Genomic DNA, 11,975 nt, shown 5'->3' with positions numbered 1-11,975 from the left:
CCGACCCAACCGGTGCCCGACCCCGGAGAACAAGCTCCGGCACGCGGGCGACCACCACGTCGTCGGCTACGGCGAAACACCGACGTCATCTCCACCGAGATCAACCTCATCGGCTCCTAAACCGACCTGTGCGAACTCATGGTCCTCGCCACACAAGGCCGCGTGAAACTCCACACCGCCCGCTACCCGCTCGAGGAGTTCCAGACCGCACTCGACGCCGGCCGGATCCGCGGCCGCGCCATCCTCATCCCGTGATCCCACCGCTGTCCTTGCGGTTTGAGGTAGATCCGTAGTTAGCTGAAGTTGATCTTTCTCTTTCCCGAGCTGAATAGGTCGTTATACACTTCGAGACTCACGCGCGGGTCGCTTGGCGTTGGCGGTAGGCGCGTTGCTGGCAGGCCCTGGAGCAGTAGTCGCGGGGCCTGCCCCGCGCTCCCCCGGTCAAGGGTTTGCCGCACATCACGCACTCCCCTGGTTCACTTTCGTCACGCGTTTCCTCACTCCCCTGGCTTTCGATGAGCGCCTGGACGCCGTCGAGGGTGCGTTGCAGCCCGAACTCGAAGGGGTCGAGCGGCTCGTCCATTCCCCCGCTCTCCCAAAGCTTTCCCAAGGCCGGGTATGCGTCGAAGCGCTCGAACAGGGACTCGCGTTCGCTCCACCAGTGTTCGTGGGAAAGCCCGGTGCGTCGCTGAAGCTCCGCGGCGTCTGCCGCCTGGCGCGCGGCGGACTCGACGAATCCGCCTACCAGGCTCACCACGGCGATCACCTGCGCCGGCGGCAGCCCGGTCCGCGAGGTGACGTCCAGCGCGTGGTCGTAGCCGGCCATGATGTTCGGGCCGGGCAACCGCCGGGTTCCGGCACTGTGGACCAGCCACGGGTGACGACGGTACGTTTCCGACGCCCGCCGCGCCCAGCGTTCGAGACCGTCTCGCCAGCCGAGCCCGTCCGCCGGCTCGAGCGGTAGCTCGCCGTAGACGGCGTCACGCATGAGTTCCACCAGTTCCGCCTTGCCGGGCACGTACCGGTACAGCGACATCGTGGTGGTACCGAAGCGTTCGGCGACCTTGCGCATCGACAGTGCGGCCAGCCCTTCCGCGTCCGCGACCTCGATCGCGGCCGTGACGATCCGGCCGAGGCTCAACCCGGGCCGATCCGGTTCGGGCGCTCCCCACAGGAGCTCGATCGCGCGCTCCGGATCCGGCTGCGCGTCGCCTTCCGCCACCACTGCTCCCTTGACGCTCATCGCTCGATCGTGTTTAAGTGATAAACCCGAGTATATCGCATAAACAACTTCCAGGAGCCCTCCGCCATGCCCGAAATCAGGTTGTACGTGTCTCCCGACGGCCAGGACGACTGGCCAGGCACCTCCGACCAGCCTTTCGCCACCCCCAGAGCGGCGCGGGACGCCGTCCGCGCCCTCACCGCCGGGATGACCGGGGACATCGTCGTCGCGTTCACCGCCGGTGTCCACCACCTCGAAGAACCACTCGCCTTCGAAGACACACGCTCCGATTCCGGCAAGAACGGCTTCCGGGTGATCTACCAGGCGAACGGCTACGGAACGCCCGGCCAGGAGGACGTCGTGCTCAGCGGCGGCCGCGAGTTCACCGACTGGGCGACGGCGGCTGACGGCGTCTGGACCGCACCGATCGGCGTTCTGGAGCCGCGACGGCTTTCCGTGGACGGCCGTCCCGCCAGCCGGGCGGCCCGCGACACTGGACTCCCGGGTTCCGTGACGAAAACCAGCACTGGTTACGTCACGGACAGTGTGGAGCCTCAATCCTGGCCGGCCGCGTCGGGACTGGAGTTCGTCTACCCCGGCGTCTACCCGTGGTCCGAAGCCCGCCTCACGGTCGCGTCGATCTCGGGGGACGACTCCACGACCACCATCACCATGGCGCAACCCGCCTTCGACAACGCCAAATCCCTCTACGACTCGAAGTGGTACGGCGCGGGAGGCGACGGAACCTGGGACGGCCTCGCCGCACCTTCCGTGCTCGAAAACAACTTGGCCTTCCTGAGCGAGCCTGGCACGTTCGCCGTCGACAGTTCCCGGCCGGGCGACCATGTCCTGCACTATCGCCCTCGCCCCGGTGAGGAGATCGGCAAGACGACGGTGATCGCGCCCGTGCTCGAAACGCTGGTCAGCGGGAAGGGCGTGCACGACATCGTGCTGCGAGGCCTCACGTTCGCCGACGCGGCCTGGTCGGGCCCCACCCGCATCGGCGGTTACCTGCACTTTCACGGTAACGCCCACCACGAGCAGGGCGAATTCCAGAAGATCGACCTGGGCGCGGAGGTGGGCTACGTCCACGTGCCCGCTACCCCGGCCCAGCTGCCCGCCAACGTCACGTTCGACTCGGTCAGCCGGATCGTGCTGGAAGATAACTACTTCACCCGCCTCGGCGCGGGTGGCGTGGTGATCGAAGACAGCATCGACGTCGAGGTCAGGGCCTGCGTCTTCGACGAGATCTCGGGCAGCGGGATCGCGATCCACGGCAGTACCCGGGTGGCGGTCGAGGACAACCTCGTCCATCACATCGGCACCGAGTACCGCGGCTCGCCCGCCGTCCTGGTGGTCGAGTCCGAGGAGACCACCGTGGCGCATAACGAGATCCGCGACGTCCCGCACAACGGCATCGTGATCACCGGCGGCGACCGGGCCAAGGGCACCCAGGTGATCGCGAACCTCGTCGAACGCACCATGGGGAAGCTGATGGACGGCGGCGGGATCTACCTTTCCGCGCCGCAAGGATCGTCGTTCGCCGGCGGGGCGATGGTCCGCGGCAACGTGATCCGCGACGTCCTCACCTCGTACAACTTCGGGCTCTACACCGATTACGGCGCCGCGTGGATCACCGTCACCGGCAATATCGTCCACCGGGCCGATACCCCGATCGTGCTCCAGGTCGGCCCGCCGATGGAGAACGTCGCCTTCGTCGGCAACTTCTGGGACGTCCGGCCGGACGGCTACGACGACCCGCCCAAGACGGTGACCGTGGCCGGCAACACCTTGCTGCCCAAGGAGAACTTCGAGGAAGCGGTCATGGCCGACCCGGCGGGCGCCGACATCCTCGCCCGGGCGGGGCGCCGGACCTGAGAAAGCGCGTGAGGGCCACCCTCAGGGACTCAGAGTCCCTGAGGGTGGCCCTCACGCGCGTAGCCTGCTCTAGACAAACGCACCGCCGTCGCGGTGACGTATAGGTCGTTATACACTTCTCTCGATTTCGCCGAGTCGCTGGATTCCTTCGGAGAGTTCGGCGAGATCCGCCGTGGCGGCGAAGCCCAGTCGCAGAAAGGGTCCGGCGGGTTCGGCCGGGAAGAACCGCTCCCCTGCCCCGACCACCACTCCCCTCTCCCTCGCGGCGCGGGCCAGTGCGTTCGCGTCGCGCCCCGCCGGGAGCCGTACCCAGAGATGCAGTCCCCCAGCGGGCATCCGCGCGACAGTCCACTCAGGACATTCCCTGGCCAGTGCCGACGCCGCCTTTCCGCACCGTTCCCGCAACTCCCCGCCCAGTTTCCGGACATGCCGTTCCCAGGACGGCGCGCTCAGCAGTTCCAGCGCCGCCTCCTGCAGCGGGCGGGAGACGAAGAAATCGTCCACGCGCCGGACGGCCTTCATCCGGTCCAGGACCGGACCTCGCGCGATCAGCGCGCCTATCCGCAGGCTTGGCGCGGCGGCCTTGGTCACCGACGTCAGGTGGACGACCGTTCCGTCACGGTCGTCGGCGATCAGCGGACGCGGTGCCGCGGTCCCGTGCGACAGGTACCGGGCGAAGTCGTCTTCCAGCACGAACGCGCCGGCCGCCCGCGCCACCTTCAGGACCTGCTCGCGACGCTCGGCGGCCAGCACCGTCCCGGTCGGATTGTGAAAGGTGGGCTGACAGTAGAAAAGCCGGGCACCGGTCATCGCGAAAGCCTCGGCCAGCAGGTCCGGGCGGACGCCGTCGTCGTCCAGGGGGACCGGCACCGGGCGAAGTCCGGCGGCACGCGCGGCGGCGAGCGCTCCGGGATAGGTGGGCGATTCGACCAGCACCGGGCTTCCCGGAGCGGCGATGGCCCGGAACGCCATCGACAGCCCGCTCTGCCCTCCGGCGGTGATCAGGACGTCGTCGGGGGACGCGCCCGCCGGGCCCGCGAACACTGATCGCAGCGCGGCCGATCCGGTGGCGGGTGCCCGGTCCCAGGCGTCCGGGCGGCGACCGGCTCGCGCGAGTGCCGCGCTCAGGAACCGGGCCGCTTGAAGGGATCGGTGCGGATAGCCGCCGTCGAGCAGGATCGCGCCGTCCGGCGGCGGCCCCAGTGTGTCCGTGAGAGACCTGGTGTCGACGCTGCGGTCGGTCAACGCGACGGTCTGCCAAGCCGTGTCGACGGGCTCACCGGCGGACCTCGGCTTCATAGCCACGTAGGTACCGCTCCCCGGACGGGTCACGACAACGCCTTCAGCGGCTAGCAGAGCGATCGCGCGCGACACCGTCACCGGCCCGACCCGGTAGCGCTCGATCAGCTCACGGCTGCTCGGCAACCGGTCCCCCGATGCCGCGCTTCGGACCAGTGAACGCAACTGGACGACCAAGGCAGAAGTGCTACTATCCGACATGAGGGAACATGATAGTGCTACTGGAAGCGGGACGGAATCACTACTGGACGTTCCGGCCCTGCGAGCCGACACCCCCGGTAGCGACAAGGTCGTCCACTTCAACAACGCGGGCTGCGGGCTCCTGGCGAAGCCGGTCCTGGCCACGATGCTCGACCACCTGAATCTCGAAGCCGAGATCGGTGGCTATGAGGCCGCCGCGGCACGAGCGTCCGAAGTGGACGGTTTCTACCGCGAAATCGCCGCCTTGATCAACGCCCGGCCGCGCAACATCGCGTTCGCGGCCAGCGCCACCCATGCCTACTCGACGGCGCTGTCGTCGATCGCGTTCGAACCGGGCGACGTCGTTCTCACCACCCGCAACGACTTCATCTCCAACCAGATCGCGTTCCTGTCCCTACGGAAACGGTTCGGTGTCGAGATCGTGCACGCCCCGGACGCGGCTGAAGGCGGTGTGGACGTCGAGGCGATGGCAGCGCTCATGCGCGACCGGCGGCCGAAACTCGTCGCGGCCACGCATATCCCGACCAACTCCGGGCTGGTCCAGCCGATCGCCGAGATCGGGCGGCACTGCCGTGAGCTCGGCCTGCTCTACCTCGTGGACGCCTGCCAGTCGGTCGGGCAGTATCCGGTCGACGTCGAGGAGATCGGCTGCGACCTGCTCACGTCGACCTGCCGCAAGTTCCTGCGCGGTCCTCGTGGCTCGGGATTCCTGTTCGTCTCCGACCGCTTTCTCGAAGCAGGGCACGAACCACTGTTCATCGACATGCACGGTGCCCGATGGAGCGCGCCCGGGGAGTACGACCCGGCGGAGTCGGCCAAGCGGTTCGAAGAGTGGGAATTCCCTTACGCCACAGTGCTCGGCTGCGCCCGGGCGGCGCGCTATACCCGTGAGGTCGGCCTGGAGTCGATCTCACGGCGTACGCCCGCGCTCGCCGCACGGCTCCGTGACGAGCTCGCCGCCGTGCCGGGGATCGAGGTTCTGGACCGGGGGCCGAAGCTGGGCGCGCTGGTGACCTTTTCGGTCAAAGGCTGGGAAGCCACCCCGTTCAAGGCGGCCATGGACGCCCGGCGGATCAACTCCGCGCTGAGCTACCGGGAATTCGCGCAGTTCGACTTCGGGGACAAGGACGTCGACTGGTGCTTGCGGCTCTCGCCGCACTACTACAACACGGAACAAGAGGTGGACGACGTGGCCGCGGCGGTGGCCGAACTCGCCGTCCGCCACGCCTGATCGCGGTTTCCCTGCCTGGGCACTGGGGGTGCTCGGGCAGGGAAACCGTCAGCGGTGTCAGGCTCCGGCGAGGCCGCGGCGCTTCAGCAGCGGCTCGATCTCCGGGTCACGGCCGCGGAAGGCGTGGAACGCCGCCATCGGGTCGACACTGCCACCGCGCCCGAGCAGTTCACGACGGAAGTGGTCACCGTTCTCCCTGGTGAGCCCGCCGTTCTCGCGGAACCACTGGACGGTGTCGGCGTCGAGCACCTCGCTCCAGATGTAGGAGTAGTACCCGGCGCTGTAGCCGCCGCTGAAGATATGCGCGAAGTAGGTGGTGCGGTAACGCGGCGGTGCGGCTTCCAGTGCCACGCCGGCCTTCGTCAGCGCGTCGATCTCGAACCGCTGGACGTCGTCGACCTTGTCCTCGGTGCCGAGCGCGTGCCACGCCTGGTCCAAAAGGGACGCCGCGAGGTACTCGGTCGTCGAGAAACCTTCGCCGTACTGCTGCGACGCGAGGAGCTTGTCGATCTGCTCCTGCGGCAGCGGCTCACCGGTCACGTGGTGCTTGGCGTAGTTGGCCAGCACCTCGGGCCACAGCATCCACATTTCGTTGACCTGCGAGGGATACTCGACGAAGTCACGCGGGACGTTGGTGCCGGAGAACGTCGGGTACCGCACGTCCGAAAGCAGCGAGTGGAGCGCGTGCCCGAACTCGTGGAAGGCGGTGACGACCTCGTCGAAGGTCAGCAGGGTCGGCTCCCCCGCCGGCGGCCTGGCGACGTTGAGGACGTTCACCACGACCGTCTTGGTGCCCAGCAGTTTCGTCTGGTCGACGAAGTTGTTCATCCAGGCGCCGCCGCGCTTCGAGTCGCGCGAGTAGTAGTCCAGCAGGAACAGGCCGAGTTCCGCGCCGTCGGCGTCGAAGACCTCGAAGATCCGGACCTCGGGGTGGTACTTCGGCAGGTCTTCCCGTTCGGTGAAGCTCAGGCCGTACAGCTTGGAGGCGGCGAAGAAGACACCATCGGTGAGGACGCGGTTGAGCTCGAAGTAGGGCCGCAGCGCGGCGGTATCGACCTCGAACCGGTCCTTGCGGACGCGCTCGGCGTAGAACGCCCAGTCCCACGGCCGCAGGACCGCGCCGGGGATGTCGGCTTCCAGGTAGCGCTGGAGTTCTTCGGCCTCCCCCTTGGCGTTGGCGACCGCGACGGGCGCGAGGCGTTCGAGCAGACCGGCCGCGGCCGCCGACGTCTTCGCCGTCTCGTCCTCGATGACATATGAGGCGTGGTCAGGGAAGCCGAGCACGGCGGCCCGCTCGGCACGCAGCCGGACGATCCGGGCCACGACGTCGTTGTTGTCGAATTCGTTGCCCCGGTTGCCGCGGGACACCGACGCGGTGAAGATCCGCTCGCGCAGCGCGCGGTCTTCCAGCGAGGACAACGCCGCCTGCGCCGTCGGCAGGGTCAGCTTGAGGACGTACTTGCCTGCCTCGCCGGCGGTCTCGGCGGCCGTGGCGATGGTGTCCTCGGTGAGCCCGGCGAGTTCCGCGACGTCGTCGACGACCACCGCGAGTTCGTTGGTGTCCTTGAGCAGGTTCTGCTGGAAGCGGGTCGACAGCGTCGAGAGCTGCTCGTTCAGTTCGCGCAGCCGCTTCTGGTCAGCTTCGGGGAGCCCGGCACCCGCCCGGCGAACGTCGGTGTGGTGGCGTTCGAGCAGCCGGAGCGACTCGTCGTCCAGGCCGAGTTCGTCCTTGCGCTCGTACAACGCGTTGATCCGGGCGAACAGCGCCGGGTTCAGGTTGATGGCGTCGGCGTGCCCGGCCAGTCGCGGGGCCATCTCCGCCTGGACCCGCTGGATCTCGTCGTTCGCGTTCGAACCCGCGAGGTTGAAGAACACGCTGGCGACCCGGTTCAGCAGCCTGCCTGCCGTCTCCAGCGCGACGATGGTGTTCTCGAAGGTCGGCGGCTCGGCCGAACCGGCGATCTCGTCGATCTCGGCCGTGTGCTCGGCCAGGCCCGCCTCGAAGGCGGGCAGGAAGTGCTCGTCGGCGATCCGGTCGAACGGCGGAAGGGCGTAGGGCAGCTCACTCGGCGCGGCGAACGGGTTGTCCTGCGAAATCATCGGTGTTGCTCCCGGGTCGTCGGATCTGCTGGTCTGGCCACCCTACGGGCAGTGAGGGGCCGGTGGATGCCGTCCGTGGCGGTGACGCCGGGACCGCGTCGGTCACGCTCCGGTGGTACCGCCGACCACCGCGTCGGAGCTCTGCTTTCCCTTGCCGCGCTTGGCTTTGCGACCCTTGGGCTGTGGTTCCGGCGGTGCGATGCCCGCCAGGTCTCCGCCGTTGTCGTTGATCCTTAACACGAACGGACGAGTCTCGGTGTAGCGGACCACCGAGACCGAGGCGGGATCGACGACGATCCGCTGGAACGCGTCGAGGTGCTGGCCGAGCGCGTCGGCGAGGATGGACTTGATGACGTCGCCGTGGCTGCACAGGAGCCAGACCGCGTGGTCGCCGTACTTCGCGCTGATCCGGGCGTCGTGCGCGCGGACGGCCGCGACCGAACGGGCCTGCATCTCCGCCAGCCCTTCCCCGCCGGGGAAGACGGCGGCCGAAGGGTGCGCCTGCACGACCCGCCACAGCGGTTCCTCGAACAGATCCTTCAGCGCGCGCCCGGTCCATTCGCCGTAGTCCACTTCGGACAATCCGGGCTCTTTGACCTTGTCCAGACCGCGCGCCTCGGCCAGCTTCGCGACCGTCTGACGGCAGCGCAGCATCGGCGAGACCACCAGCTCGGCCAGCGGCACCGGCGCCAGGCGCTCGACCAGCGCGGCCGCCTGCGCCCGGCCGGCGTCGTCCAGGCCGACCTTCGGGGTGCGCCCGGCGAGGACGCCCGAACCGTTCGCCGTGGACTTGCCGTGGCGCAGAAGGATCACAGTACTCACGTGGACCACCCTACGTGCCGTTCTTTGTCCAGGTCCGGCCCTCGGACAACTCCCGCAATTCGTCCTCTAGTTGCGGTAGTTGCACACGCAAGGACCGCAACTAGAGGACGAAACGCGCGGATCACATGTGCGGGCCGGCCTGAGGGTCCAGGGCGCCGGTGAAGATCAGCACGAACAACAGGGCGCCGAGCACGAGCCGGTAGATGACGAACGGCACGAAGCTCTTGGTCTTGATGTAGGCCATCAGCCAGGCGATGACGACATAGCCGACACCGAAAGCGACCAGCGTCGCCAGGATCGTCGGCCCCCACTGGGCCGGGGCGCCGTCCTTGCCGATGTCGGTCAGCTTGTACAGCCCCGAGCTGAACACCGCGGGCAGGGCCAGCAGGAACGAGTACTCCGCCGCCTCGGCGCGGGTATAGCCGAGCAGCAGCCCGGCGCTCGTGGTGCCGCCGGACCGCGAGACCCCCGGGATCAGCGCCAGTGCCTGCGCGAAACCGAACCCGAGACCATGCGGAACGGTCAGATGGTCGAGCGTGCGCTCCTGCTTCCCGATCCGGTCGGCCAGCAGGAGGATCAGGCCGAACACGATCAGGGTGGTCGCGGTGATCCGCAGGTCACGGAAGGACTCGTCGATCGCGTCCTGGAGCAGCAGGCCCAGCACCGCGATCGGCAGCGAGCCGATGATGATCAGCCAGCCGAGCCGGGCGTCCGGGTCCTGACGCCACTCCTTCTTGTAGATGGAGAAGAACCAGGCGCGGAGGATGTTCCCGATCTTCTTCGAGAAGTACAGGATGACCGCGAGTTCGGTGCCGATCTGGGTCACCGCGGTGAACGCCGCGCCCGGGTCGTCCCAGCCGGCGAGCGCGGCGGTGATCCGCAGGTGCGCGCTGGAGGAGATCGGCAGGAACTCGGTGAGCCCCTGGACGAGGCCGAGGACCAGTGCTTCGAACCACCCCATCAGACGACACCGGCCAGTTCGATCGCCTCGGCCGCGACCTCGAGGGCGCGCGCGGAGCTTTCCGGGTCCGGCATGGAGGGCGCGACGGTCAGCGTCGTGACCCCCGCCTCGGCGAAGGCCGTCATCCGTTCGGCGATCCGTTCCTTGGGTCCCAGCAGGGACGTCGCGTCGATGAACTCGAGCGGGACCGCGGCCATGGCGCCCGCGTAGTCCCGGCCGAGGTACTTCTGCTGGACGTCGGCCGCTTCGGCCTCGAAGCCCATCCGGCAGGCCAGCTGGTTGTAGAAGTTCTTGTCCCGGCTGCCCATCCCGCCGAGGTACAGCGCCGCGTAGCCGCGGACGGCGTCTGCGCAGGCCTTCCAGTCGTCACCGACCACGAGCGGGACGGTGGGGACGACGTCGAAGCCCTCCAGCGACCGCTCCGCCTTCTTCGCACCCGCGCGGATCAGCTTGAGCTGCTCGTCCGCGTGCTCGGGCGAGAAGAACACCGGCAGCCAGCCGTCCGCGATCGCGCCGGTCAGTTCGAGGTTCTTCGGGCCGATCGCGGCCAGGTAGACGGGGATCTCGTGGCGTACCGGGTGCACGGTCAGCGTCAGCGCCTTGCCGGGCCCGCCGGGCAGCGGCAGTTGGAAGTGCTCGCCCTCGTACTTGAGCCGCTGACGGCTCAGCGCCTTGCGGACGATCTCGACGTACTCGCGCGTGCGGCCGAGCGGCGCCGCGAACTTCACACCGTGCCAGCCTTCGGAGACCTGCGGTCCGGAAACGCCGAGGCCGAGGCGGAAGCGCCCGCCTGAGAGCGTGTCGAGGGTCGCGGCGGTCATCGCGGTCATCGCCGGGGTCCGTGCCGGGATCTGCAGGACGGCGCTGCCCACGTCGATCCGCGAGGTCTGCGCCGCCACCCATGCCAGCACCGTCGGCGCGTCCGAGCCGTAGGCCTCCGCGGCCCACACGACCGCGTAGTCCAGTTCGTCCGCCTTCTTCGCCAATGCCAGGTTGGCCGCGTCGTTCCCCGCGCCCCAATAGCCCAAATTCAGTCCGAGTCGCACGGCCTGAATCTATCCAGCGGAGTGTCACTCCTCCGTTCAGGGTGTTGACACCGCGGTGACCCGGCCGGTGGTACTCGATCACGACACGCTCACCTGCTCCCCATGCCGCACCGGCACTCCGGCTAGGCTCGCGCGTCGTGGAAAAGCGACAGCTGGGCCGGTCGGGACTGCGGGTCTCGCGGATGGCCCTCGGGACCATGACGTGGGGTGGCGACACCGACTCGGAAGAGGCGGCCAGCCAGCTGGTCGCGTTCGTCGACGCCGGGGGCACCCTGGTCGACACCGCCGACATCTACGGCGAGGGCGAGAGCGAACGCGTCCTCGGCGGCCTGCTCGGCGACCTCGTCCCGCGGGACGACATCGTGCTCGCCACCAAGGCCGTCGCCCGCCGAGCCGACGGCCCGTTCGGCGGCGGGGCCTCGCGCGGCGCGCTGCTGACCGCGCTCGACGGCTCGCTGCGCCGCCTCGGTACCGACCACATCGACCTGTGGCAGCTGCACGCCTGGGACACCACCGTGCCGGTCCACGAGACGCTGTCGGCGCTGGAGTACGCCGTGACCAGTGGAAAGGTTCGCTACGTCGGTATCTCCAACTACTCCGGCTGGCAGCTGGCGACCGCCGCCGCGCGCAGTTCCGCCGTCGCGCCGCTGGTCTCGACGCAGGTCGAGTACTCGCTGCTGGAGCGCGGCGTCGACCGCGAGGTCGTCCCCGCGGCCGAGCACCACGGCGTCGGCCTCCTGCCCTGGGCTCCGCTCGGCCGGGGCGTGCTCACCGGCAAGTACCGGTCCGGGACGCCCGCGGATTCGCGGGGCGCATCGAGTGTTTTCGCGGGTTATGTCGAACATCACCGGACCGAGCGCGCCGCCCGGATCGTGCAGGCGGTCGCGACCGCCGCCGACGGCCTCGGCACCTCGCCGCTGTCGGTCGCGCTGGCCTGGGTCCGTGACCGCCCCGGTGTCGTCGCGCCCGTGGTGGGGGCCCGTGACACCGGTCAGCTGACCGGGTCCCTCGCGGCCGAGGACATCACTCTCCCGCCCGCCATCCGATCGGCGCTCGACGACGTCAGCGCGATCGAAGTCGGGTACCCCGAACGCGGCCTCTGAGCCGTCCCGAGAACTGGATTTGGTGACTGTTGGGTGACACAGACGTGACGCGGCGGGGTTCCTGGGGGATGCTGGACAAGTCCGTTTCACGAGTAGCAGGTGGAGGCACCAA

General features: G+C 68.7%; 9 protein-coding genes and 1 pseudogene. 4 read left to right on the top strand and 6 right to left on the bottom strand.

Features of this window, described 5'->3' with window-relative positions; translation table 11 throughout:
• Positions 1-34 precede the first annotated feature (34 nt).
• Positions 35-255: pseudogene (locus ACLJRL_RS18665) on the top strand (NAD(P)-dependent alcohol dehydrogenase); the annotation flags it as partial.
• Positions 256-352: 97 nt separating this feature from the next.
• On the opposite strand, the gene ACLJRL_RS18660 reads toward ACLJRL_RS18665, so the two are convergent.
• Positions 353-1,243, bottom strand: coding sequence for a TetR/AcrR family transcriptional regulator (locus ACLJRL_RS18660; protein WP_410657479.1), 891 nt, complete (start codon positions 1,241-1,243; stop codon positions 353-355).
• Positions 1,244-1,309: 66 nt separating this feature from the next.
• Between ACLJRL_RS18660 and ACLJRL_RS18655 the strand changes: the two genes are divergently transcribed.
• The gene (locus ACLJRL_RS18655; protein ID WP_410657478.1) at positions 1,310-3,100 is read left to right on the top strand and encodes a right-handed parallel beta-helix repeat-containing protein; all 1,791 of its coding nucleotides are present in this window, start codon (positions 1,310-1,312) and stop codon (positions 3,098-3,100) included.
• Positions 3,101-3,208: 108 nt separating this feature from the next.
• On the opposite strand, the gene ACLJRL_RS18650 is transcribed toward ACLJRL_RS18655, so the two are convergent.
• Positions 3,209-4,600: a PLP-dependent aminotransferase family protein gene (locus tag ACLJRL_RS18650; RefSeq protein ID WP_410657477.1), complete on the bottom strand. Its 1,392-nt coding sequence runs from the start codon at positions 4,598-4,600 to the stop codon at positions 3,209-3,211.
• On the opposite strand from ACLJRL_RS18650, the gene ACLJRL_RS18645 reads away from it, so the two are divergent.
• Positions 4,599-5,831, top strand: coding sequence for an aminotransferase class V-fold PLP-dependent enzyme (locus ACLJRL_RS18645; RefSeq protein WP_410657476.1), 1,233 nt, complete (start codon positions 4,599-4,601; stop codon positions 5,829-5,831). The two genes, ACLJRL_RS18650 and ACLJRL_RS18645, sit on opposite strands and share 2 nt — an antisense overlap.
• A gap of 57 nt (positions 5,832-5,888) precedes the next feature.
• On the opposite strand, the gene ACLJRL_RS18640 is transcribed toward ACLJRL_RS18645, so the two are convergent.
• From ACLJRL_RS18640 to ACLJRL_RS18625, 4 genes are all read right to left on the bottom strand, one after another.
• Entirely contained in the window at positions 5,889-7,931 is a 2,043-nt protein-coding gene (locus ACLJRL_RS18640; protein WP_410657475.1) for a M3 family metallopeptidase, read from the bottom strand.
• A gap of 102 nt (positions 7,932-8,033) precedes the next feature.
• On the bottom strand, positions 8,034-8,753 hold the full coding sequence (locus ACLJRL_RS18635; RefSeq protein ID WP_410657474.1) for a histidine phosphatase family protein: 720 nt from the start codon (positions 8,751-8,753) through the stop codon (positions 8,034-8,036).
• 121 nt (positions 8,754-8,874) lie between these two features.
• The gene (locus ACLJRL_RS18630; protein ID WP_410657473.1) at positions 8,875-9,714 is read right to left on the bottom strand and encodes an undecaprenyl-diphosphate phosphatase; all 840 of its coding nucleotides are present in this window, start codon (positions 9,712-9,714) and stop codon (positions 8,875-8,877) included.
• Positions 9,714-10,760: an LLM class F420-dependent oxidoreductase gene (locus tag ACLJRL_RS18625; protein WP_410657472.1), complete on the bottom strand. Its 1,047-nt coding sequence runs from the start codon at positions 10,758-10,760 to the stop codon at positions 9,714-9,716. The genes ACLJRL_RS18630 and ACLJRL_RS18625 overlap by 1 nt, the downstream gene beginning before the upstream one ends.
• A gap of 137 nt (positions 10,761-10,897) precedes the next feature.
• Between ACLJRL_RS18625 and ACLJRL_RS18620 the strand changes: the two genes are divergently transcribed.
• Positions 10,898-11,863, top strand: a complete 966-nt coding sequence (locus tag ACLJRL_RS18620; protein ID WP_410657471.1) for an aldo/keto reductase — start codon at positions 10,898-10,900, stop codon at positions 11,861-11,863.
• The last annotated feature ends 112 nt before the right edge of the window (positions 11,864-11,975 follow it).

This window comes from Amycolatopsis sp. lyj-112, assembly GCF_046549055.1.
Classification (GTDB): Bacteria; Actinomycetota; Actinomycetes; order Mycobacteriales; family Pseudonocardiaceae; genus Amycolatopsis.
The sequence above is the reverse complement of the archived record's forward strand: the minus strand, read 5'-3'. Positions and strand labels throughout refer to the sequence as shown.